A 22,643-nucleotide genomic window follows, 5' to 3' on the forward strand; every position below is an offset into this window, starting at 1 on the left:
CGGCTCGCCCCGCCCACCCCCGCCGCCGCGCGCGGCGCACCCGGGAGTCCCACCCGTTCTCGACGAGGAGAGCAGCACGTGTCACAGGAGAGTTCTGCCCAGGAACAGCCGGACGCGGGAGCGGAGGCCGGCGAGGGGACGTACGACTACGACGTCCTCGTCGTCGGCTCGGGCTTCGGCGGCTCGGTCACCGCGCTGCGGCTGACCGAGAAGGGGTACCGCGTCGGCGTCCTCGAAGCGGGCCGGCGCTTCACCCGCGAGACCCTGCCCAAGAACTCCTGGGACGTCAGGAACTACCTCTGGGCGCCGCGGCTCGGCATGTACGGGATTCAGCGCATCCACCTGCTCGGCAACGTGATGGTCCTCGCGGGCGCCGGGGTGGGCGGCGGCTCCCTCAACTACGCCAACACCCTCTACGTGCCGCCGAAACCTTTCTTCGAGGACCCGCAGTGGAAGGACATCACCGACTGGGAGGAGGAGCTGAGGCCGTACTACGACCAGGCCCGGCGCATGCTGGGCGTGCGGCTCAACCCCACCATGACCCCGTCGGACGTCCACCTGAAGGCGGCGGCCGAGCGGATGGGCGTGGGGGACAGCTTCCACATGGCGCCGGTCGGCGTCTTCTTCGGCGACGGGCAGGACGCGGACGGGGAGGCGAGGGCCACCGCCGGCGGGGAGGTGCCCGACCCGTACTTCGGCGGCGTGGGCCCCGCTCGCAGGGCCTGCACCGAGTGCGGCGAGTGCATGACCGGCTGCCGCCACGGCGCGAAGAACACCCTCAACGAGAACTACCTGCACCTCGCCGAGAAGGCCGGAGCCGCCGTCCACCCCATGACGACCGTCGTGTCCGTCACGGACGACTCGCGCGGCGGGTACGCGGTGCAGACCCTGCCCACCGATCAGCGGCGCAAGGGGGAGGGGCGCACGTTCACCGCGCGCCGCGTCGTCCTGGCCGCGGGCACGTACGGCACCCAGACCCTGCTGCACCGCATGAAGGCGGGCCGTCAGCTGCCGTACCTGTCGCAGCGGCTCGGCGAGCTGACCCGCACCAACTCCGAGGCCCTGGTGGGCGCGCAGACCGACGACCGGCGCTACCGGGCGGCGCACGGGACGGGCCGGGCGGACTTCACCCGGGGTGTCGCGATCACCTCGTCGATCCACCCGGACGAGAACACCCACATCGAACCCGTCCGCTACGGCAAGGGCTCCAACGCGATGGGCGGCCTGTCCACCCTCCAGGTCCCCTACGCGCAGGGCTCCTCGCGGGTGGCCGGGTGGCTCGCCAACGCGGCACGCCACCCGCTGCTCCTGCTCCGGTCGATGTCCAACCGCCGCTGGTCCGAACGCTCCATCATCGGCCTGGTCATGCAGTCGCTCGACAACTCCCTGACGACGTACCTGAAGCAGAGCGGCCCGGGCAAGGGGCTGCTGACGGCACGTCAGGGGCACGGGGCGCCCAACCCCAAGCAGATCGAGGCGGCCACGCGCGCCGCCACGGCCCTCGCCGAGGAGATCAACGGCTTCGCGGGCAGCAACGTCGGCGAGTTGATGGGCACGCCGCTCACCGCCCACTTCCTCGGCGGCTGCCCGATCGGCGCGGGGCCGCAGGACGGGGTCATCGACCCGTACCACCGGCTGTACGGCCACCCGGGGATCTCCGTCGTGGACGGCTCGGCCGTCTCCGCCAACCTCGGGGTCAACCCGTCGCTGACCATCACCGCGCAGGCCGAGCGGGCGATGTCGTTCTGGCCCAACAAGGGCGAGGCCGACCCGCGTCCGGCGCCGGGCGCCGCCTACGAGCGGCTCAAGCCGGTCGAGCCGCTCCGCCCCGCGGTCCCCGCGGACGCGTTCGGCGCGCTGCGGCTCCCGTTCCTGGGCATGCCGGCGATGCCGCCGAAGCAGCGTCCCTAGCCAGGGGCGGGCCGGGTCCTGCCCGGCCCGCCCCGGCCGGGCCCCGGCCGGGCACGAAGAAGGACCTGCGCCCCCCTCCTGGCGCAGGTCCTTCCTCGGCTGCGGGGCGATGCCCGCGTCAGCGCCGTCCGGTCACCGGACGGGCCGCGTCACGCGGTCGCGTCGCCCGACTTGCGGCGACGGACGACGACGAGCGCGCCGGCACCGGCGACGACGGCGATGCCACCGGCGAGCGCGATGGTCGGCAGGGCGGAGCTGGAACCGGTCTCGGCGAGCGAGCCGGTGGCGTCCACCGTCTTGACGTCCTTGATCTCCTTGGCGCCACCGGTCTGCGGCTTGGCGTCCGACGGGTTGCCCGCGTCGGAGCCGGGGGCCAGGATCGCGAACGCGTAGATCCAGCCGTTCGGGTCGTCGGCGATCCAGCAGCCCGCGTCGTCCGCGTACTGGGCGAAGCCCGCGGTGATGCCGATGGAGTCCGGCACCTTGCCGTCGACCTTCAGCCTCAGCTGGTAGGAGGCCGAGGCCCCGGGCTCCAGCGAGAACGCGGTGAAGGTGCCGCCTTCGCCCGCGGCTCCGGCGACCTCCCGCCAGGAACCGGAGGCCTTGTCCAGGACCTGGACGGTGATCTTGCCGGAGTAGTCCTTCCCGTTCCAGCCCTCCGCCGCGACACCGATCAGCGGCGTGATGTCCGCGATGGCGCGGTCCCCGTGGTTGGCCACGTTGTACCGGAAACCGGTCCAGCCGGCGCCCGCGACGATCCGCTCCGGCAGGCCGGTGAGGCCGCTGGTGAGGTCGGCGCTCAGCTCGCTGACGTCGTCGCCGTTCTCGTCGATGCAGATGTCGGCGGGACCGCTCTGACTCGCGCTCGGGGAGGCGGGGGAGGACGTCGAAGAGGAGGAGGCGGACGCCGTGGCGGAGGACGCCGCCGAGGTGGACGCGCTCGGCGCCGGAGCGGACTCGCTCGCGCTCGCCGTCGCCGAGGTGGAGGCGGACGCGGTGTCCGTGGCCTCGGGGGTCGTCTCGGCGTCGCTGGCGGAGGCCGAGTCCGACGGGGACGCGGTCGCGGAGGAGCTCGTGCTGGGCTCGGCGCTCTCCTCGGCGAACGCGGCCGGCGCGACCGTCAGCAGCGCGAGCGGAGCTATGACAGCCGTCGCGGCCGCGGTGGCCAGGGCACGGCGAATCTTCATGAAGACCTCGGAAGTCCGGTGCGCGTCGCGGGGAGGCGCACAGGTGGGCTTGTGCGGTTGAGGCCTCCGCGGTGGGGACGCGGGTATGGCCAAGGGTTCTGCACGTGTGACCTGTGGGGCCCGCGAAGAGTTGTGCGCACTCCACATAAATCTTATGTGGCCTGCATCACACCTGTGTGTGAGCGGCGGACCGGCGTGCGAACACCCCCCGGTCGCCTCCGTGGCGGCGTCCCCCGGAGAGACTCGGGCGCCCCCCCGGCGCCCGACGCCGCGGGGAAGCCGCGGGGAGAAGAGCGCTCGCGCCCCGCCGGAGGGGGCGGGAGGCCGCGACCGTGGCGGGGGAGGCGACGCGAGGCCGGACAGCGTTCGGTGGCGGGGGCGCCGGAAGAGGAAAGAAGCCGGAAGGGGAAGAGGAGGTGCGCCCGCGGTGGGCCGGCCCGGCGCGGGGCCGGTGCCCGGGCGCGGCGAAGGGCCCCGCGGAACGGTGTCCGCGGGGCCCTTCTTCCGTCAGCACCGACGACAGGGCAGCGCCGGTGCCTGGAGGCGGCGCCGGGGGGGGGTGCGCCGCTGGTCACGGGGTGGCGCGCGGGTGTCGCCGCGCCACGGATTCGGTTGTCGGTCGGTGCCGGACCGCCGGAGCGGTGCCGGAGCCCGCCGTGCCGTCCGGTGCGGGACCGGGGACGGCCCGCGGAACGGACCGCGCGGTACGGGTCGTGCGGTGTGCGCTGTTCTCGGTCGTGCGGACGACGTGACGGCCTCCGCAACCGCCCGGCGTCCCTGAACAGATTCCGCCGGACGGCCCCGGGCGTCCCCGGAGCCGACCGTCCATGAGTGACCGGGCTGCTGTCCCCTGCCGTCCGGTCACACCACCTGGAGCGAGGTCCCACGACGCACGGCACGATCCGGACGTCTCATCGCTCCAGCGGAGCCACGCGTGGTTCTTTCGGGCCCGCCCCTGGCTGACACGGACACCAGGAGAAACGAAGCCCGTGCCGACCCGGTCACGCGCCGTACGGGTGAGAGGCGATGCGTACGTGCGTGCGCCGGGTCAGGGGTCGCGCGGCCTGGACGCGGCCGTCCGGAACGTGCGGGCGCCGCCCGCCGCCCGGTCGCCTCAGACCCGGCCGCGGCACAGTTCGAGGAGGGTCATGGCCAGCGAGGTGCCCGGCTTGCCGAGCGCCTCGCGGTAGTGGCCGAGGACCTCCATCTCGCGCGACAGGTTCACCCGCCGGCCGCCGGAGGTGATCCGGGCCTCCTGGATGACCGCCGAGACGGCCATCCGTTCCTGGACGAGGCCGATGATCCGGTCGTCGAGCGCGTCGATGCGCTCACGCGCGCCGGTGATCACGTCGGCGGCCTCGTCGGTGCGGGCGCCGGTCCTGTCGAGTACGTCGGTCATGGCGGGGGCTCCTCGGTGGAAGGGGTGCCCCGGGGCGGCCGGACCCGGAAACGGCAGGCGCCCCGGGCCTTGTCGGCCCGGGGCGCCTGGGAAGTCGCTTGTCAGTTGCTCAAGCAGCACGACCATGGCAGCCGGTGGGCCGGTTGCCATAGGTAAACGCGAACGTCGCGTGGGTGAGCCGGATGAGCATGGACGGCAGTATGCACGGGTGCGGGCGCCGCGGCCAAGCCGGTTCGGATGGTGAGACCCCGGCCCTCGAACCGGGCGGCGCCGCCCCCGCCCCGGCCCCCGGTAGAATCGCCCCCACACACCCTTTGCTCACCGCCGGAAGGCAGACCGTGCCAGAAGCGTCCCCCGCCGCCCCCGACACCGTCCTGGTCGTCGACTTCGGTGCGCAGTACGCCCAGCTCATCGCCCGTCGCGTCCGTGAGGCCCGGGTCTACAGCGAGATCGTGCCGAGCACCATGCCGGTCCGGGAGATGCTCGCGAAGAACCCGGCCGCGATCATCCTCTCCGGCGGCCCCTCGTCGGTGTACGCGGAGGGCGCCCCGCGCCTGGACCGCGAGCTCTTCGAGGCGGGTGTCCCCGTCTTCGGCATGTGCTACGGCTTCCAGCTGATGGCGACGACCCTCGGCGGCACGGTCGACAACACCGGCGCCCGCGAGTACGGCCGGACGCCGCTGCACGTGTCGAAGCCCGGCTCGACGCTGTTCGAGGGCACCCCGGACGAGCAGCCGGTGTGGATGTCGCACGGCGACGCGTGCTCCGCCGCCCCCGAGGGCTTCGCCGTCACGGCCTCCACGGACGTCGTCCCGGTCGCCGCCTTCGAGAACGACGAGAAGAAGCTCTACGGCGTCCAGTACCACCCCGAGGTCATGCACTCCACGCACGGCCAGCAGGTGCTGGAGCACTTCCTGTACCGCGGCGCGGGCCTCACCCCGAGCTGGACCACGGGCAACGTGATCGACGAGCAGGTCGCCCTGATCCGCGAGCAGGTCGGCACCCGGCGTGCCATCTGCGGCCTGTCCGGCGGCGTGGACTCCGCGGTCGCCGCGGCCCTCGTCCAGAAGGCCATCGGCTCCCAGCTGACCTGTGTGTACGTCGACCACGGCCTGATGCGCCAGGGCGAGACCGAGCAGGTCGAGAAGGACTTCGTCGCCGCGACCGGCGTGCAGCTGAAGGTCGTGGACGCGCAGGAGCGCTTCCTCACCGCGCTCAAGGGCGTCTCGGACCCCGAGGAGAAGCGGAAGATCATCGGACGCGAGTTCATCCGCGTCTTCGAGCAGGCCCAGGCGGAGATCATCGCCGAGGCCGCCGGAGGCGAGGACGTCGCGTTCCTCGTGCAGGGCACGCTCTACCCGGACGTCGTGGAGTCCGGCGGCGGCACCGGCACCGCCAACATCAAGTCCCACCACAACGTGGGCGGACTCCCCGAGGACCTGGAGTTCGAGCTCGTCGAGCCGCTGCGCAAGCTGTTCAAGGACGAGGTGCGGATGGTCGGCCAGGAACTCGGCCTGCCGGACGAGATCGTCCAGCGCCAGCCGTTCCCCGGCCCCGGCCTCGGCATCCGCATCGTCGGCGAGGTCACCAGGGACCGGCTCGACCTGCTGCGCGCCGCCGACGCCATCGCCCGCGAGGAGCTGACCGCCGCCGGTCTCGACCGGGACATCTGGCAGTGCCCGGTCGTCCTGCTCGCGGACGTGCGCAGCGTGGGCGTGCAGGGCGACGGCCGGACCTACGGCCACCCGATCGTGCTCCGCCCGGTCTCCAGCGAGGACGCCATGACGGCCGACTGGTCCCGGCTGCCCTACGACGTCCTGGCGAAGATCTCGACCCGCATCACGAACGAGGTCGCGGACGTCAACCGCGTCGTCCTGGACGTGACGAGCAAGCCGCCGGGCACCATCGAGTGGGAGTAGCCCTCCCGCCGGGGCGGGGGTGACCTCCTCCCTCAGGTCCGCCTGAGCGTGCGCACCGGCACGCCGGGCTTCCAGACCTGGACGACCAGATACGTGTCGTCCTCCACGCAGGTCCGTGTGACCTCCGTCAGCTCGGTGCGGAAGAGGTGGAACGGCTCCGGCGGTTCCACCTCTTGCGTGTACGCGGCCTTGCCGGGATCGCCGTCGCCGACCTCGACGGCCAGCCCGCCGATCCGCACGTCGCCGCCGCCCATGTCCGTACCGGCGCCCGGGTTCGCCTGGAGCGCGAAGCGCGGGTCCCGGCGCAGGTCGAGGGCCTTGAGCGAGTCCGGCATCATGCCGAACCACAGTTCGCCGCCGGTGAAGCGCACCTCGATGCCGGAGGTGCGCGGCGAGCCGTCGCGCCGCAGCGTCGCGAGGACGTGGTGGGTGAAGGCGCGGAAGCGCTGCTCGACGATGCCGGCGAGTCCGGGTTCCGCGGAGGAGAAGGCTGCCCAGTTCATGGTCCGAGTCTCGCGCTCATACCCGACATCTTCTGTCGTGTTTGCGGCGGATCGGCGTCCGGTCCCGCCTTTCGACACCCGGAGCACCATCCGTGTCCGGACAGCTCTGTTCTCCCGCGCCGAGCACGGGTACCTTCCGCTTCGTACCGAACACGCCAGTGCTGGAGGACCTATGCACGGGCCCACGCCGCCCCTGCCCCGCCCCACCGACCAGCTGCGGTTCGCCATGCCGCCGATGCACGAGTCCCTGGACGACGAACGGCGGCACCGCAAGGAGCGGCTCGCCGGCGCGCTGCGGCTGTTCGGGCGGCTCGGCTTCGAGGACGGCGTCTCCGGGCACATCACCGCACGCGACCCGGAGTACAGCGACTGCTTCTGGGTGAATCCCTTCGGCATGCCGTTCAAGCACGTGACGGTGAGCGATCTGGTGATGGCCAACCAGGACGGCCAGGTCGTGGACGGCCGGTACCACGTCAACCAGGCGGCGTTCACCGTGCACGCGCAGGTCCACGCGGCCCGCCCCGACGTCGTCGCCGTCGCCCACTGCCACTCCGTGCACGGCCGCGCCCTGGCGGCCCTCGGCGACCTGCTCGACCCCATCACCCAGGAGAGCTGCGCCTTCTACGAGGACCATGCCCTGTACGACGCGTACACCGGTGTCAACGTGGACGCGGAGGAGGGCCGCAGGATCGCGGACACGCTGGGCAGCCGCAAGGCGCTGGTGCTGCGCAACCACGGCCTGCTGACCGTCGGGGACTCGGTGGACGCGGCGGCCTGGTGGTTCCTGACGATGGAGCGCTCCAGCCAGGTCCAGCTCACCGCGAAGGCCGCCGGCCGGCCGCTGCTCATCGACCACAAGCAGGCGGTCGCGACCCGGGAGCAGCTCGGCGGCGACCTGGTCGCCTGGATCAACTACCAGCCCCTGTGGCAGGACGTCAGCCGCAGCGAGCCCGACCTGCTGAGCTGAGGGCTGTCCCGACCGGAAGAGTCCACCGGCTCGCGACGCCCGCCACGGCACCGGCGTGCCGCGGAGGAACACCCCTAGAAGCCGCGCAGGACCGCCTCCTTGGTCCGGGTGAACTCCTCGTCCGTCAGGACGCCGTCCCGGTGCAGCTCGCCCACCTCGCGCAGCCGGCGCAGCAGTACGTCGTGATGGTCGGAACGCGGTCCCCCCGACGGGGCCGGCCCGGTGGTTCCGCTGGGGGCCCCGGTCAGGGTCGAGGGGTGCGGCAGACGTGCCGTGACCGCCGCGGCGACCAGGGCGGTGAGCAGGTCGCGGCGGGCGCTGCCCCACAGCTCCAGGGCGTAGGGGTCCCTCTCGGGGGGCAGGGCGGAGAACATCGTCTCCCGTGCCACGAAGCGCAGGTACCCGTTCTCCAGGCCGGAGTTGGGCAGCCACTCGACGTGTGCCAGGTCGCCCGCCGCGATGATCCGCGGCCCGGTGGCCCGCTTGATGCGGTCGGAGGTGTCCGCCCAGTCGATCCGCACCCGCGTCCCGTCGAAGGACACCGTCCCGTCGCTGGAGCGCACCGACACCGGCACGGGCGGGCCCGTCAGCAGGTAGGCCGTCGCCGGTTCCCCGGGGACGCGGTCCAGCAGCAGCGCGCGGCGGATCTCCTCGGCGACGTAGGCGGCGACCCCGGAGCGGTCCACGTCGACGGCCAGCCGGTAGGGGTCCGCGTCGTCCGGGAGCCGGCCCCCGGTCGCCTGGAGCAGCGGGTCGGCGCCCTCGCGCAGCCGCAGCCTCAACCGGCCCCGCCTGCGCACGGGTTCGTAGGCCACGCCGGCCACCGCCTCCAGCGGGACGGACACCTCGCCGTACGTCTGCCGGAACAGCGGGACGCCGCGGTGCCGGCCCGGAGTGATGCGGACCGTGCTGCCGTCGAAGACCCAGGTCCCGTCCCGCTGGATGATCTCGGCCATGGGGAAATTCTCGCAGCCGGGTCAACACGCGGTCGCGTCCTTCACCCGCGCCGACCCCACCTGACGGCTGCCCGTCCGCTGTCGTGCGGCACAATTCGCTGTCGACACAAGGTAGTTGTGGGCCGGTGTACGGCGGTTGCGGCACGGAAGGCGGCAGAGGACGTGGCGGTGCAGGAGGCGGGACACGGTGCTGGGCACGGTGCCGGGTCGGGTGCCGGACCGGGCGGCGGGCCGGGCGCTCGACGCGGACCCGGGGGAGGGGGCGGGCACGAGGGCGGCTGCACGTGCGGGGACTGCCCGCACGGGGCCCGCACCGGACACCGGCGCGCCGTCGCCGCGTTCCTGGCCAAGCGGGACGCGCTGGCCTCCGGGCAGGGACTGCCCTCCGGTGTCGCGCACTCCGCCTCGGCCTCCCGGCAGTGGGTGTCCGACGAACTCACCCAGTCCGCCGACCTCGTCGCCGAGCGCGCGCGCCTCGACGGCGAGGCGTGGCTCGGACGGCTGTGGCGGTACACCGCGTACACCGTCTGGGGCACGGTCGTCGCCCTCCTCCTGGTGCAGGCGCTCACCGCGATCGGGGCCGGCTGGACGGCGGCACGCACCGCCGGTCTGCTCGCCGCCGTCGTCCCGGCCGCACTGCTGACCGCAGCCGCGTGGCGGCACCGGACGCGGGGCGGCGCCCTCGCCCCCGTCATCGGCGAGGACAACCGCCTCTCCACCTCCCGCGCGGTGGCGGCCGGCTGGGTGCTGCTCGCCGTGTACGCGGTCCTCGTCCTGGTGGGGCGGCTGGCCCTGGCCTCCGACCCGGGCCGGCGCGACGAACTCGTCGCCGGGCTCGAACTCGCCCGCGGGGCGGGCCTCGTGACCGTCGTCGCCGTGGTGTGCGGGGTCGCCGTCCTGGTGCGGCGGGTGGTCGGGCTGCGGGTGCTGGGGCAGCGGCTCCAGAAGGTCCGCGCGGACCGGCCGCGCGCGGCGGACCTGCTGACCGACGACGCCGGGCGCGGCAGCTTCACGGACATCCAGTACGTGGTGGTCGGCGCCGCCGCTCTCGTCTTCGCCGCGGTGCGGCTGGCGCGGCGGCCCGACCGGCTGCCGGACCTTCCCTGGGCCCTCGCCGTGCTGGTGCTGGTGTCGGCGGCCGCCTACGTCGCCGGGAAGTACGCCGAGGGCGGGCGGCCGGTGATCCTGTCCGTGGTCCGCGCCCGGGAGGCGGGCGACCTGGACGCGCCGATCCGCACCGGCGACGACATCGAGATCCGGGGGGCCGGTTTCGTGCCGCCGGGGGCGCAGGGCCCGGCCCGGCTGTCGCGGATGGTGGTGCGGATCGGGGCGGTGCACGTGCACGTCCCCCTGGTGCCGGTGGCCGGCGGCTTCAGCAACCCGACGGACGCGGTCCTGACCGTGCCGGTGCCGGTGGACGTCGAGGCGGGGCGGGTCGAGGTGCAGGTGGTCACGGCGGCCGGCGTGGAGACGAATCGGTACGGCATCGAGGTGACGGAGTAGTTCCGCCCGCCGTCCGCGCGATGCCCGTGCCGACCCGGCGAGCCGCGTCCCGGGGGCGGCGGGGTCCGAAAAGCCGTCCCCGTGGTGAGCGGAGCGGCCCGTCCATCCGTATGGTCTGTTGAGGGCTCAACAGAACACGGGTGAGAGGCGGCGCAGAGCGATGACTCACGGTATGCGATCGGACACGCACGCCCCGTACGGCGAGGAAAGGCGCGGCCTGCGGGACACCGCGAGCCGCTACGCGCTGCTCCCCCTGCGCGTCTTCCTCGGCGTCACCTTCGTCTACGCCGGACTCGACAAACTCACCGACAGCGCCTTCCTGAAGTCCTCCGGCTCGGGCTCGATCGGCGACATGATGCGCACGGTCCGCGACTCCTCCGCCATCCCGGCGCTCGTGGACCTGTCCCTCAAGAGCCCCGTCGGCTTCGGCTACGCCATCGCCTTCGGCGAGCTGGCCGTCGGCATCGGGACCCTGCTCGGACTGCTCGCCCGGATCGCGGCGCTGGGCGGCGCCCTCATCTCGCTGAGCCTCTGGCTGACGGTGAGCTGGGCGTCCGACCCGTACTACTACGGAAACGACCTCGCCTACCTGATGGCGTGGCTCCCGCTCGTCCTGGCGGGCGCGTCCGTCCTCTCGGTCGACGCCGCGCTGCGGTCCCGGCGCCGCCGACGCGCCGGGAGGTACGCCTGACCGTCCTCCTCCCGTGAGGCGGACGCGGCGACCCGGTCAGGGGGCGGAGGGGTCCACGCCGCGCCGCCGGCCGTCCGCGCGGCGTCCGCGGACCGCGTGGTGCACCGAGGCGACCGCGCCCGCCAGGCACAGACCGCCGGCGACGACGGGGAACATCACGAACCACGGGGTCGTCCACCAGCCGGCGGCGTCCCCGCCGAACGCGACGCCCGCGCCCGCCAGGGCGAGGCCCGCCACCAGCTTCCCGGGCTGGAACTCATGACGCGGCACGGGCCACCTCCGCCTGTCCCACGCCGACCCGCAGGACCAGGTCGAACGTTCCGCCGTCCCCACCCGCCGTCACCGGCCGCAGGGTCACCGTCCTGTGCCTGCCCGGTTCCACGTCCACGTCCTTCGCGTCGTCGCCCGGCAACCGGATGTCGCCCACGCCCACCCCGATGGTGAGGCGCACCGTCGCGTCCCGGGGCACGACCACCTTCAGCCGGCCCGCCCCCACCTCCGCGTTCGTCCTCACCGTCTGCCCCTTGGAGAGGCCGACCCGGCTCAGGTCGAGCGTGCCGACCCCGGTGCCGAGGTCGTAGCCCGGCCGGACGTCCGCCGCCGACGCCGGGGTCCAGTCGGTGCGCACCCAGTGCGTGCTGATGTCCTTCGGCAGGGCCGCGGCGGCGGCCAGCAGGCCCGCCGTCACGATCGCCAGGAAGACCGATCCCGCCCCGGTGCGCCCGCGGAAGGCGCTCAGGGCGATGCCCAGGCCGAACACCACGAGCGCGGCGGCCAGCCCGGTCTGGAGGCTGGTGCCGAGCGCCTGGTCGTCCCAGGTCAGTCCGGTGCCGAGGCCGCCCGCCAGCAGCGCGAGGAGGAACACCCGCCCCGCGATCGACCGCGGCCCGCGCCGTCCGCGCTCCCCGCCGTCCGGCCGGGGGCCGCTCCACGGCGTGCCGCGCGCGCCGCCGAGCGCCGTCGCCACCTCCCGGTCCCCCGTCTCCGCGGGCCCCCACAGATAGCCGGTGCCCCCGACGTGCGAACCGTCCTTGACGATCGGGTCCCGCCACCACGACGGGTACGAGGCCGGCACCGGCGGGGCCTGCGCCTCCGGCGGGGCGTCGGCGGCGGCCTGGGCGGCGAGCGGGTCGGGGTCGGGGGCGTCGCGGTGACGCGACCAGTACCCGGCACCCGCGAGCAGCAGCGAGAGCACCACGGCGAAGGCCAGCACGCCGCCGTTCTTCAGCATGGACAGGAAGACACCGCAGCCGACCAGCGCGAACAGCACGGCGGCCAGTCCCGGTCCGTCGACGCGGCCGGTCAGCAGCTTGCGGACCTCGTTCTCGTCCTCGTCGTCGGCGGGGACGAGGAGCCAGGCGAACCCGTAGAAGATGAGGCCGACGCCGCCGGTCGCCGAGAGCACCGCGAGCACGATCCGGAAGATCACCGGGTCCATGTCGCACTGCCGCCCGAGCCCGGCGCAGACACCGCCGAGCATCTTCTGGCGGCGGTCGCGCCGGAACCGGGACGGGGCATCGGAGACGGCGGTGGCCCCGCCCCCCGCCGCGCCGGCGTCGCCGCCCGCGCGCGGCCCGTCACCCGGGGCGGAGCCGGGAGGCCCCGCCGCCGCGTGCTGCTGATCTGTCATGGGTCCATGGTGACGGGCGGGAGGGCCCGGCGGCAGTCGTGACGACCCTGGCCGAACCCTGATATCCGGCCCGGAGGAACGGCGGGCGGCCGACACGGGCCGCCCGGGGGAGGACGGCGGCCGAGCGGCGCGGCGCGGGCCGCCCGGCCCGCGCGCGGCGAGCGGGGTTCGCCGCCGGTTCCGGGGCGGCCCGGGCCGCGGCTTCGAGGACCCGGGGCGCGCTCGTCGAAGATCAGGGGACTCTGGGGGGCCGACCCTGATGCCCGGGGTCGCCGGGCATGTGACCATCGATGCCATGCCGGAAGCCGCCACCCTGCCCGTCGACGACCCGCGGCCCCCGCGCAAGCTCTACCGCAGCAGCGACGGACGCTGGCTCGGAGGCGTGGCGCGCGGGCTCGCCGGTCACCTCGGGCTGCCCGTGATCTGGCTGCGACTGGTGTTCGTCGGCCTGTTCATGGCCGACGGACTGGGCGCGCTGCTCTACGCCGCGTTCTGGTTCTTCGTGCCGCTGGGCGTCGGCGGCGTCGGCTCCGGGCGCGCCCCGGCGTTCTCCGCCGAGACCTCGTCGGACGGCCGCCGCCGCCTCGTGGCCCGCAAGCCCGACAAGGGCCAGATCGTCGCGCTGCTCCTCATGGTGGCCGTCGCGCTGGTCTTCGTCGGCAACGTGAACCTGGGCGGCGGCACCAAGGCGTACCTGTGGCCCACGGTCCTCGTCGGCGCCGGCGTGGCCCTGGTCTGGCGGCAGGCGGACAACGCGCGCCGGGCCCGCTGGGCGGAGGTCGGCCGCCGCCGTCGCACGCTGACGCTGCTGCGCTCCGCCGCCGGCGTCCTGCTCGTCACCACAGGCGTCTCCGCCATCTTCGTGCTCCAGGGCTCGGCGGCCCATCTCGGCCCCGTGCTCCAGGCGGCCCTCGCGGTCCTCGTCGGCATCGCCCTCCTCGCCGGCCCCTACCTCGTGCGGATGACCCAGGACCTGTCCGAGGAGCGCCTGATGCGCATCCGGGCGCAGGAACGGGCGGAGGTCGCGGCCCACGTCCACGACTCGGTGCTGCACACCCTGACGCTGATCCAGCGCAACGCGGACAGCCCCGGCGAGGTGCGCCGCCTCGCCCGAGCCCAGGAACGGGACCTGCGGGCCTGGCTCTACAAGCCGGAAGGGACCGGGAAGGACGAGGACGAGGAACCCGGCACCCTCGCCGAGGCCGTCCGCCGGTGCGCCGCGGAGGTCGAGGACAAGCACGGCGTCCCCATCGAGGTCGTCGTCGTCGGCGACTGCCCCCTCGACGAGGGCCTGAGCGCGCAGATGCAGGCCGCGCGGGAAGCGATGGTGAACGCGGCCAAGTACGGTGGCGACGGCGGCGCCGTGCAGGTCTACGCCGAGGTCGAGGGGAGGACGGTCTTCGTGTCCGTCCGCGACCGCGGTCCCGGCTTCGACCTCGACGCGATCCCCGCCGACCGCATGGGCGTCAGAGAATCGATCATCGGCCGCATGGAGCGCAACGGCGGCACGGCGCGACTGCGCGCGGTGCCGGACGGCGGCACGGAGGTCGAACTGGAGATGGAGAGGGCGGAGAAGACGTCATGAGCGACGCGAACGAGCCGGTCGAGCAGGGTGGCACCGACGGCGGACGCCGGGTGCGCGTGGTCCTCGTCGACGACCACCGCATGTTCCGCACCGGGGTGCAGGCCGAGATCGGGGAGACCGAGCGGACCGGCGTCGAGGTGGTCGGCGAGGCCGCGGACGTCGACCAGGCGGTCACGGTCATCACCGCCACCCGCCCCGAGGTGGTCCTCCTGGACGTGCACCTGCCCGGCGGCGGCGGGGTCGAAGTGCTGCGCCGCTGCGCCCCGTTGATGGCCGACGCGGAGCGGCCGGTCCGCTTCCTCGCGCTGTCCGTGTCGGACGCCGCCGAGGACGTCATCGGCGTGATCCGCGGCGGCGCCCGGGGCTACGTGACCAAGACGATCACCGGCACGGACCTCGTGGACTCGGTCTTCCGCGTCCAGGACGGCGACGCGGTCTTCTCCCCGCGCCTCGCCGGGTTCGTCCTGGACGCCTTCGCCTCCACCGACGCCCCGCCGGTCGACGAGGACATGGACCGGCTCACCCAGCGCGAGCGCGAGGTGCTGCGGCTGATCGCCCGCGGGTACGCGTACAAGGAGATCGCCAAGCAGCTGTTCATCTCCGTCAAGACGGTCGAGTCGCACGTCTCGGCGGTGCTGCGCAAGCTCCAGCTCTCCAACCGCCACGAACTGACCCGCTGGGCTACGGCGCGACGCCTGGTGTGAGGCGGTCGGCCGCCCGGTCGCCGTCCGGCCGGGACGGCAGCCGGATCTCGAACCAGACCTCCTTGCCGACGCCCTTCTCCCGGTGGCCCGCTCCCCACGCGTCCGCCAGCGCCGCCACCAGCGCGAGCCCCCGCCCCGACTCGTCCTCCGGTGACGCCGTGCGCGGCTCCGGCAGGGTGTCGCCGGCGTCCGTCACCGTGACCCGGAGACGGTCCCCGGTGAGGACGCAGCGTGCCCGGATCTCCCGGCCGGGAGCGGCCTTCGCGTGCCGGTAGGCGTTCGTCGCCAGCTCGCTGAGCAGGAGTTCGGCCGTTTCCGTGATGTCCGCCGACAGCCCCCACGACCCCGCCTGTTCCCGGAACAGGGTCCGGGCCCGGCCGACACTCCGCGCGTGACGCGGCAGGCGCCATTCGATGTCCTGCGGGGAGGCGGCGGACGTCCGTGGGGGGTGGTTCGGGCTCTGCATGCGTGGTTCATCCCTTGCGTGGAGGCTTCGACGTTTGCCGGGTATACGGTCCCGTTCCCCCCGTAGCCTCAGGAGTGACGGCACGGGTACAGAGGGTGGCTGTACCCGTCGTGGACCCGGCGGAGGTGTGGGTGTCGACCGAGGTGAGCAATCAGCCGCCGATCGCCTGGCGTTACTGCGGCAGTCAGATCAAACTCTGGCGCACCGAGGCGGGCGTGGGCCGCGAGGCGCTGGCCAAGGAGTCGGGCTACGACTACGAGTACGTCAAGTCCATGGAGAACGGCCGCCGCCGCCCGACCCTGCGGCTGCTGCAGATCGCGGACCAGGTGTGCGGGGCGGGCGGCAAGCTGGTGGCGGCGCAGGAGTACTTGAAGCCGGAGCCGTTCCCCGCGCGGTCCCAGGAGTTCATGGCCATCGAGGCCGAGGCGATTGCGGTTTCTTGGTACGAGCCGCTGCTCATTCCGGGGTTGCTTCAGACGCAGAGCTACGCGCAAGCCTTGATCGCCGGCAGTTGTCCGCCTCTGGATGACGAGACGGTCAGTGAGCGAGTTGCTGCCCGCATGCGGCGGGCAGAGGCGCTGTCGCGCCGATTCAGGGTGATGTACGGCTTTGTGATCTACGAAGCAGCCTTGCAGACGTTGGTTGGTGGCGAAGAGGTGATGACGCAGCAGCTCCAGCATCTGCTCGACGTGGGGCGGATGCGCAACGTGTCGATCCAGGTGCTCCCGCTCGGCCGGTGCAGTGGAGTCGCGCTCGCGGGGCCCATCGTGCTGTTGGAGACAGCCGAGCACGAGCATCTCGCCTACGTCGAAGGACCGGAGATGAGCATGCTGCACGCCAGCCCGGACAAGGTCAGTGCGCTTACCCAACGGCATGGCATGATCCGCATGCACGCGCTCAGTATTGAGGAGTCGGCCAAGTTCATCGGAGAGGTGGCGGAGAGCTCGTGGGTGACCGCCTGATGTGGTTCAAGTCCAGCTACAGCGGCACCGAAGGTGGCAACTGCCTCGAAGTCGCCCTCGAATGGCGGAAGTCGAGCTACAGCGACGATCAGGGCGGCGCCTGCCTCGAATTCGCCCCCTGCCCGCACACCGTGCACCTCCGGGACTCGAAGCTCGGGGAGCGCAGTCCCCGGTTCGCGGTCGGCGGGGCGGCCTGGACCGCGTTCGTCGCGTACGCCCGGCACGGAGCCTGAGCCCCGAGACACGGGCTCCGGGACCCGAGCGGCGTTTGCAGGGAATGGGTGGTGGTCCTACCCCGCCCTCCCACCCTCCCGTGGCGCGGGCCGTGGCCGCCGGATGTCCCAACCCCGGTCACACGCAGCCGAGGTGACTTTTCGTGACCGGCTTGCGACGCCACGTCGTCACCCTCTAGCGTTCGCGGCAACAAACAACCCCGGTCGGGTGCTACCAACACCCGCCGGGGTCTCACCGCAAGATCGGAAACGACGATCCCGTGGCTTACGAAAACTCTATCTCCGCCCTGCCCGCAGCCGCACACCCCATGGCCAACCCCGGCTACGGGAAACGGGCCGCTCCGGGCGAGCCCGGCCAGGCGCGCCGGACGCCCGTCTTCGGGCACCTCCCGCCCCGCGAGGCGTACGTCGCCGCGTTCGTCGACCGGCTGCCCGAGGGCGCCGCGATGGACGTCAAGAGCCTCGCCAAGGTGCTGCCCCTGTACGGCCAGCAGGCCGTGGGCTCGGCGCTCAACACCCTCTCCCGAGCCGGGCACCTCCGCCGGGTCCGGCAACTCGCCGAGACCGGCGACACCGGCACCCGCTGGGTCTTCCGCACGTACTGGTCCCGGGTCGCACGTGACGACGCATGGTGGACGCGGTTCCTCGCGGGTGACGGCGCGGCCGGGCTCGGCGACGCGGCCGGGCTCGGCGACGCGGCCGTTCCCACCGCCGGGGCACCCGGCCCAACGCGCGCCCCGGTATCCGGGCCCGCCGCCGCCCCGTCGGACGGAGCCTGCGTTGGCGGGGGTTCGCCCGCGCCGGCATCCGCACCCGAGGGAGCCCCGGGCCCGCCGATCCCCGACCCGGCCGCGACCCGCTCGACGGCCTACCGCGCACTCGCCCACCTGGGCGGCGAGGACGGCAGGTTGACCCTCTCCGCCGCCGACTGCGCGGCCCTGGCCGATCTGGCCGCCGCCTGGTTCGCCCGAGGCGTGTCCCCGGACCGGTTCGCGAGCGTGCTGACCGGCGGACTTCCCGATGTCGTCCACGCGCCCCGGGCCTTTGTCGCCCGCCGCCTCCGCGACAAACTGCCCCCCGAGCCCGCCGCGGGTCCCGCTCCCGGCCCGACGTCCGCTCACGAGCCGATCCCCGCGGGTGTCCTCCGCCGGACGATCGTCGAGTGCACGCGGTGCGGTGTCCCCGGGCGCCCGCAGGCCCTTCCCGGAGGACTCTGCCGGGGCTGCGTCGCACCCGGCGACCCGTCGGGTCCGTCCCCGGCGGCGACGGTGGACGCCGCGCCCGACGTCCGCCGTCATGTCTCCCGCATCCGCACCGCGATCGCCGTCCGCAGGGAGGAAGCCGGCCGTGCCGAACCGGGGTTGCTCTTCTCGCGGTGAGCGGCGGGCCCGCCGCTCACGCCACGCGGGTGGCTCCGGCGAACGGCATCTGGTCGATCGGGGCCAGCCGGACCGGCGCCGACGGGTTCGGGGCGTGGATCATCTGGCCGTCGCCCACGTAGATGCCGACATGGCTGATGCCCGAGTAGAAGAACACCAGGTCCCCGGGCTGGAGTTCGGAGCGGGCGACGCGCCGGCCCGCGTTGATCTGGGCGTACGTCGTGCGGGGCAGGGACACGCCGGCGGAGCGGTACGCGGCCAGGGTGAGGCCGGAGCAGTCGAAGGCGTCGGGTCCGGTGGCGCCCCAGACGTAGGGGCTGCCGAGCTTGGAGTAGGCGAAGGACACGGCCGCCGCGGCACGCGAGTCGGGCGCCGCGCTCGGGGCCCCGGTCTCGGCTCCGCCGGAGGTAGCCGGGAGGTCGCGCGCCGACGAGCGGGAGGCCCGCTGCCCGGCGCTCTGCCCGCCCTGCTCCGCGTAGCGCGCCCGCTCCTCGGGGCTGAGCCGCGCCAGCAGGCTGCGGGCCGCCGCGAGCTTCCCGGTGACGGTCTTCTTCCGCTGCTTCAGTTCGGTCTGCCGCGCCTTGAGCGAGGTCAGCTCGCTGTCGGCGGCCTCGCGCAACTGGGCGATCTCGCGCAGCTGTTCGCGCACCTCGGAGACGGCCGCCGCCTGGCGGGTACCGACCCGCTCGGCGAACGCGGCCCCGTCGAGATACCGGTCGGGGTCGTCGGAGAGGGCGAGCTGCACGGCCGGGTCGATGCCTCCGCTGCGGTACTGCGCCGCCGCCATCGAGCCGAGCTTCTCCCGGGTGGTGTTGAGCCGGTCCTGCTTGCGGGCGGCCTCGTCGCGCAGGGTCCGCAGGTGTTTCTCCGCGGTGTCGGCCTTCTCCTGGGCGCCGTTGTACTTCTCGGTGGCGACCTCCGCCTCCTTGTACAGCGCGTCGACCTTGGCCTTCACCTGGGCGGGGGACAGCCGGGGTTCGGCGTGCCCGACCCCGTCGAAGGCGGTCGCCGTCGCCGCGCCCGCCAGCGCGATGGTGACCGCCGTGCGGGCCGTGGTTCCACCGAGAGAACGCTGCCTGGCCTTGCGATGCGCTGCCACGAGGGCTCCCATCCTTCCCTGAGACCGGCGTGCGGGCCGGTCGAGCGGTGACGTGTCCGGCGGCGGCTCGCACAGGGGGAGCATGCCGCCGCCGGACCTTCTCGGCGGTGGTGCCCGGCCGGCCGCCCAGGGCGGTTGTGTGGGACGCCGGTCACCTGGGGCAGGACGCTAAACCTGCGCGTGCGGCGCCGGTGAGTCCATGTACGGAACTGTCGGCACTGGACCGGCGGATGACCGGACGTGACCGGAGATCCGTCCGGTGGGGCCGACTTCACCCGCCCCACTGACCGATGCGCCGCATCCGGGACGACCGGAGTGGCCGGGGTGCTATGGCTGACGGCCGGTGCCGGTGGGACGCCGAGGGGCCCGGCGGCCCGTGGGGCGGGTGCGGACGGGCCGGTGGGGGTGGGCCCGGTGGCTTACGGCGCGGGCGGGGGAGGCGGAGGGGAGAAGGGTGGCCCGGTGAGGGGCCGGGGAGGGGGGCCGATTAGGCTCCGGCCCCATGGACGTACTCATCCATCTCTTCGTCGGCCTGCACATCATCGGCATCGCCGCCCTCCTCGGCGGCTTCCTCACCCAGATGAAGGCGATGGGCCGGGGCACCGCCCGCTTCGTCCCCGCGATGCTGCACGGCGCGCTCACCATGCTCGTCACCGGTGTCGTCCTCGTCGGCCTCAACCAGGCCGACGACCACACGGTGAACAACATCAAGATCGGCGTGAAGCTGGCCCTGCTGATCGTGATCCTCGGGCTGGTCTACGTGAAGCGCGACGACGAGAAGGTCGACAGGAACCTCTTCGCACTGGTGGGCCTGCTCACCGTCGCGAACATCTTCATCGCCGTCCTCTGGACCTGACCGCGCCGTCCGCCGGGGCCCGGCCGCGCCGCCCGGCGGCCCGGAGCGGCGCGTGCCCGGTCCCGCGGCGGCGTCAGCGCGCGGCGCCCGCGTCCGGCCCCCGGGCGTCCCGGACCGCGCCGGCGGCGACCACCACCCACGCGGCCACCGAGATCCAGAGCAGGACCTCGCCGAGCCCCTTCAGCCAGGAGACGCCGAGCGCGGCGGAGACGGAGAGCGCGGCCACCGCCGTCATCCCCATCGGGAAGACCGTTCCCCACCGCTCCAGGGCGTACCGCGGACGCGGCCGGACCGCCTCCGCGACGAGCAGCACGCAGAACCCCGCCAGGGCGAGCGTCACCAGCACCGTCGTGGTCGCGCGCAGCGCCCCCTGGTCGTCGTCGTTCCACAGGTAGGGGTTCACCCCGTGCGCGGCCACCAGCGCGGACCCCGCCAGCGCCGAGATGCCGAGCGCGCCGCCCGCGATCCAGTGGTCGCCGGCCCCCCGCGTCACCTCCCGTGCGTCGAACCGCGTGCACGCGATCACGTACAGGGCCAGTCCGAGCCAGAACAGCACCATGGCCGCGTGCGCCAGCCAGTCCCAGCCCTCGGCCGACGCGACCGCCGAGCCCAGCACCGACAGCCCCTGCGTGGCCACGCAGACCAGGAACACCGCGCCCGTGGAGCGCCGTCGCCAGTGCCGTACGACGGCCGCGAGCAGCACCGGCCAGAGCACGGCGGCGAGCGCGAGCAGGGCCTGGGCCACGGTCTGCCATCCCAGGGCCGAGAACCGGACGCCGAGCACGGTTGTCGCCGCGACGGCCGTCAGCCCGGCCGGTGTGCCCGCGTCCCGGGCCCACCGCTGCCGGTCCCGCACCAGGAGCAGGGCGAAATCCGCGGCGAGCGCCAGCCAGGCGGCCGAGGCGAGGGCCAGCGCGATCCGGGAGAGGGTCTCGCGGCCGGCCAGGTACAGGCCCACCGACAGGATGGCGGTGGCCATGACGGCGGACCCGGCGGCGGGTGCCCGGCGCGCCCATCGGACGGTGAGCGGGGAACGGTCGGACGCATCCGGCATATCGGGCATGCGGCCGATGCTAGGGACCCCGGAGCCGGTTCCCGGTGGGGCGCGCGGGGCCGGACGATCCGCCGCCCCGCACGCCCCGCCGGCGCGCTCCCGCGGGGCCCGCGCATGCGGGGCCCCGCGGGGCGGTGGACGGACGTCAGGCGGGCCGCACCACGCTGTGGATCGCCGAGGTGCCGTCGTAGTAGATCGACTCTTCGCGGACGTAGGCTCCCGGCTTCGGCGCGTGGATCATCATGCCGTTGCCGATGTAGATCCCGACGTGGCTGATGTCGCCGTAGAAGAAGACCAGGTCGCCGGGTTTCGCGGCGGACAGGGAGACCGTCGTGCCGGCGTTCACCTGGTCGTAGGTGACGCGGGGCAGGGAGACGCCGGCGGCCTTCCAGGCCGCCTGGGTCAGCCCCGAGCAGTCGTAGGAGTCCGGACCGGTCGCCCCCCACACGTAGGGCTTGCCGATCTGGGCGCGGGCGAACGCCAGCGCCTTGTCGGCCTTCGTCGTGTACGAGGGGTCCGTGGCGGTCGAGCCGGTCGAGCCGGTGGAGCCCGTCGAACCGGACGGGTCGGCCGTGGGGGTCGAGGAGCCCTGCTCCGCCGCCTTGTCCTCGGCCGCCTTCTCGGCCGCCGCCTGCTGCCGCGCCAGCTCCGCCGCCTTGGCCGCCGCCTGCTCCCGCTTCTTCTTCTCGATGGCCGCCAGCCGCGCCTTCTCCTCGGCGGTCAGCTTCGAGAGCAGGTCGCGGGCGGCGGTCAGCTTCTTCTGCACCGTCGCCTTGGACGTCTTGAGCGCGGTCTGCGAGGTGGTCAGCGACCGGAGGCTCTCGCTCGCCTCCGTCCGCTTCTTCGCGGTGGCCGCCTGCTCGGTGATGTAGTCGTCGACGGACGCCTTCTGACGCGTCGTCAGGCGGCTCATCAGCTGCGTCTGGTCGAAGTAGTCCTGCGGGTCGTCGGCGAGCAGCAGGGTCGCGGTGCCGGGCGTGGACGCGCCGGTGCGGTACTGCGCGGCGGCGAAGGACCCCAGCTCCTTGCGCGCGGAGTTGAGCTTGTCGGTGCGCTCGGCCACGTCGTCCAGGAGGGCGTCGACGCGCTTGCGCTGCTTGGCCGTCTTCTCCCGGTTGGCGTTGTACTTGTCGGTGGCCGTCTCGGCCTGGTGGTAGAGGTCGTTGACCTTCTTCTCGACCTCTTCGATGCTCGGCCGCGGCTCCGCCGAGGGAGCGGCGTTGGCCGTCTGGGAGAGCAGGGCCACGGAGGTGAGGGCCGCCGTCGCGAGGGCCGGGGTCCGTATGCCTGCCATGCGCGTGCCCGAGGGACGCGGCTTGCGGTGCGACGCCAAGAGAGGCGACTCCTTCCGTCATCCGCCTACCGGGTTAGCTGTCGGGTTCGGGCGGGTGGTTCCGGAAGGTTTGCCCTACGGTCGCGGCCCCCTCGCGGCGGACGGACCGATTCACCCCAGGTCGGTGGGTCCCCGGCTCCGGCCGCCCACCGGGCGGGCCGAACTCGGCGGAGGCCGCTCGGCCCGGCGACGTTCGCCGGTCGCGGTCGGGCGGCCTGGCAGCACGCTAGCCAACTCGTGTGGTCCGTGTGAAGGTTGGAGTGCGATATGCCCGATACATTTTCGTGACCTTGGCCCCACGAGGCG

At 73.6% G+C, this 22,643-nt stretch carries 21 protein-coding genes and 1 riboswitch; of the genes, 11 read left to right on the plus strand and 10 right to left on the minus strand.

Annotated features, from left to right (window positions below):
- Window positions 1-78 precede the first annotated feature (78 nt).
- Complete coding sequence (locus ACGFS9_RS17190; protein WP_393253990.1) at window positions 79-1,911, plus strand: GMC oxidoreductase; 1,833 nt, start codon at window positions 79-81, stop codon at window positions 1,909-1,911.
- 149 nt (window positions 1,912-2,060) lie between these two features.
- Here the strand turns inward: ACGFS9_RS17190 and ACGFS9_RS17195 are convergent, their stop codons facing one another.
- Together ACGFS9_RS17195 and ACGFS9_RS17200 are read right to left on the minus strand one after the other, a co-directional pair.
- Window positions 2,061-3,098, minus strand: a complete 1,038-nt coding sequence (locus tag ACGFS9_RS17195; RefSeq protein ID WP_393253992.1) for an LAETG motif-containing sortase-dependent surface protein — start codon at window positions 3,096-3,098, stop codon at window positions 2,061-2,063.
- Between the two features lie 1,114 nt (window positions 3,099-4,212).
- Window positions 4,213-4,497 carry a chorismate mutase gene (locus ACGFS9_RS17200; RefSeq protein WP_393253994.1) on the minus strand — a complete coding sequence of 95 codons (285 nt, stop codon included), beginning with the start codon at window positions 4,495-4,497 and terminating at the stop codon, window positions 4,213-4,215.
- A gap of 338 nt (window positions 4,498-4,835) precedes the next feature.
- On the opposite strand from ACGFS9_RS17200, the gene guaA reads away from it, so the two are divergent.
- Window positions 4,836-6,416: a glutamine-hydrolyzing GMP synthase gene (guaA, locus tag ACGFS9_RS17205; protein ID WP_393253996.1), complete on the plus strand. Its 1,581-nt coding sequence runs from the start codon at window positions 4,836-4,838 to the stop codon at window positions 6,414-6,416.
- A 32-nt stretch (window positions 6,417-6,448) separates the two neighbouring features.
- Here the strand turns inward: guaA and ACGFS9_RS17210 are convergent, their stop codons facing one another.
- Window positions 6,449-6,919 carry a pyridoxamine 5'-phosphate oxidase family protein gene (locus ACGFS9_RS17210; RefSeq protein ID WP_393253997.1) on the minus strand — a complete coding sequence of 157 codons (471 nt, stop codon included), beginning with the start codon at window positions 6,917-6,919 and terminating at the stop codon, window positions 6,449-6,451.
- Between the two features lie 172 nt (window positions 6,920-7,091).
- On the opposite strand from ACGFS9_RS17210, the gene ACGFS9_RS17215 reads away from it, so the two are divergent.
- Window positions 7,092-7,886: a class II aldolase/adducin family protein gene (locus ACGFS9_RS17215; protein ID WP_393253999.1), complete on the plus strand. Its 795-nt coding sequence runs from the start codon at window positions 7,092-7,094 to the stop codon at window positions 7,884-7,886.
- 74 nt (window positions 7,887-7,960) lie between these two features.
- Here the strand turns inward: ACGFS9_RS17215 and ACGFS9_RS17220 are convergent, their stop codons facing one another.
- Window positions 7,961-8,842 (minus strand): DUF4429 domain-containing protein, encoded by an 882-nt coding sequence (locus ACGFS9_RS17220; RefSeq protein WP_393254000.1) that lies wholly within the window; start codon window positions 8,840-8,842, stop codon window positions 7,961-7,963.
- Between the two features lie 162 nt (window positions 8,843-9,004).
- On the opposite strand from ACGFS9_RS17220, the gene ACGFS9_RS17225 reads away from it, so the two are divergent.
- Both ACGFS9_RS17225 and ACGFS9_RS17230 read left to right on the plus strand, forming a co-directional pair.
- Complete coding sequence (locus tag ACGFS9_RS17225) at window positions 9,005-10,345, plus strand: hypothetical protein (RefSeq protein WP_393254001.1); 1,341 nt, start codon at window positions 9,005-9,007, stop codon at window positions 10,343-10,345.
- A 160-nt stretch (window positions 10,346-10,505) separates the two neighbouring features.
- Complete coding sequence (locus tag ACGFS9_RS17230) at window positions 10,506-11,036, plus strand: DoxX family protein (RefSeq protein ID WP_393254003.1); 531 nt, start codon at window positions 10,506-10,508, stop codon at window positions 11,034-11,036.
- A gap of 36 nt (window positions 11,037-11,072) precedes the next feature.
- Here the strand turns inward: ACGFS9_RS17230 and ACGFS9_RS17235 are convergent, their stop codons facing one another.
- Together ACGFS9_RS17235 and ACGFS9_RS17240 are read right to left on the minus strand one after the other, a co-directional pair.
- Window positions 11,073-11,306: a hypothetical protein gene (locus tag ACGFS9_RS17235; protein WP_393254005.1), complete on the minus strand. Its 234-nt coding sequence runs from the start codon at window positions 11,304-11,306 to the stop codon at window positions 11,073-11,075.
- On the minus strand, window positions 11,293-12,666 hold the full coding sequence (locus tag ACGFS9_RS17240; RefSeq protein WP_393254006.1) for a PspC domain-containing protein: 1,374 nt from the start codon (window positions 12,664-12,666) through the stop codon (window positions 11,293-11,295). Before ACGFS9_RS17240 ends, ACGFS9_RS17235 begins: the two co-directional genes overlap by 14 nt.
- Window positions 12,667-12,961: 295 nt before the next feature.
- On the opposite strand from ACGFS9_RS17240, the gene ACGFS9_RS17245 reads away from it, so the two are divergent.
- Window positions 12,962-14,251, plus strand: coding sequence for a PspC domain-containing protein (locus ACGFS9_RS17245; RefSeq protein WP_393254008.1), 1,290 nt, complete (start codon window positions 12,962-12,964; stop codon window positions 14,249-14,251).
- Window positions 14,248-14,955, plus strand: coding sequence for a LuxR C-terminal-related transcriptional regulator (locus tag ACGFS9_RS17250; RefSeq protein ID WP_393254010.1), 708 nt, complete (start codon window positions 14,248-14,250; stop codon window positions 14,953-14,955). Before ACGFS9_RS17245 ends, ACGFS9_RS17250 begins: the two co-directional genes overlap by 4 nt.
- Here ACGFS9_RS17250 and ACGFS9_RS17255 read toward each other — a convergent pair.
- Entirely contained in the window at window positions 14,933-15,421 is a 489-nt protein-coding gene (locus tag ACGFS9_RS17255) for an ATP-binding protein (RefSeq protein ID WP_393254012.1), read from the minus strand. The genes ACGFS9_RS17250 and ACGFS9_RS17255 overlap by 23 nt on opposite strands.
- A gap of 131 nt (window positions 15,422-15,552) precedes the next feature.
- On the opposite strand from ACGFS9_RS17255, the gene ACGFS9_RS17260 reads away from it, so the two are divergent.
- From ACGFS9_RS17260 to ACGFS9_RS17270, 3 genes are all read left to right on the plus strand, one after another.
- Complete coding sequence (locus tag ACGFS9_RS17260) at window positions 15,553-16,383, plus strand: helix-turn-helix domain-containing protein (protein ID WP_393254013.1); 831 nt, start codon at window positions 15,553-15,555, stop codon at window positions 16,381-16,383.
- Window positions 16,368-16,616: a DUF397 domain-containing protein gene (locus ACGFS9_RS17265; protein ID WP_393254014.1), complete on the plus strand. Its 249-nt coding sequence runs from the start codon at window positions 16,368-16,370 to the stop codon at window positions 16,614-16,616. Before ACGFS9_RS17260 ends, ACGFS9_RS17265 begins: the two co-directional genes overlap by 16 nt.
- Before the next feature lie 260 nt (window positions 16,617-16,876).
- Window positions 16,877-17,995 carry a MarR family transcriptional regulator gene (locus ACGFS9_RS17270; protein ID WP_393254016.1) on the plus strand — a complete coding sequence of 373 codons (1,119 nt, stop codon included), beginning with the start codon at window positions 16,877-16,879 and terminating at the stop codon, window positions 17,993-17,995.
- Window positions 17,996-18,011: 16 nt separating this feature from the next.
- On the opposite strand, the gene ACGFS9_RS17275 is transcribed toward ACGFS9_RS17270, so the two are convergent.
- Window positions 18,012-19,094, minus strand: coding sequence for an NlpC/P60 family protein (locus ACGFS9_RS17275; protein ID WP_393254018.1), 1,083 nt, complete (start codon window positions 19,092-19,094; stop codon window positions 18,012-18,014).
- A gap of 502 nt (window positions 19,095-19,596) precedes the next feature.
- Here ACGFS9_RS17275 and ACGFS9_RS17280 point away from each other — a divergent pair.
- The gene (locus ACGFS9_RS17280; RefSeq protein ID WP_393254020.1) at window positions 19,597-19,950 is read left to right on the plus strand and encodes a hypothetical protein; all 354 of its coding nucleotides are present in this window, start codon (window positions 19,597-19,599) and stop codon (window positions 19,948-19,950) included.
- Between the two features lie 73 nt (window positions 19,951-20,023).
- Here the strand turns inward: ACGFS9_RS17280 and ACGFS9_RS17285 are convergent, their stop codons facing one another.
- Both ACGFS9_RS17285 and ACGFS9_RS17290 read right to left on the minus strand, forming a co-directional pair.
- A complete protein-coding gene (locus tag ACGFS9_RS17285) occupies window positions 20,024-21,004 on the minus strand; it encodes a tellurite resistance/C4-dicarboxylate transporter family protein (RefSeq protein WP_393254054.1) in 981 nt (326 codons plus the stop codon).
- A gap of 145 nt (window positions 21,005-21,149) precedes the next feature.
- Window positions 21,150-22,337 carry an NlpC/P60 family protein gene (locus ACGFS9_RS17290; protein ID WP_393254022.1) on the minus strand — a complete coding sequence of 396 codons (1,188 nt, stop codon included), beginning with the start codon at window positions 22,335-22,337 and terminating at the stop codon, window positions 21,150-21,152.
- Between the two features lie 7 nt (window positions 22,338-22,344).
- Window positions 22,345-22,517, minus strand: a riboswitch (cyclic di-AMP (ydaO/yuaA leader).
- Window positions 22,518-22,643: the final 126 nt, after the last annotated feature.

The sequence above is a fragment of the Streptomyces sp. NPDC048566 genome, assembly GCF_043199735.1.
In the GTDB taxonomy this organism is placed as follows: Bacteria; Actinomycetota; Actinomycetes; order Streptomycetales; family Streptomycetaceae; genus Streptomyces.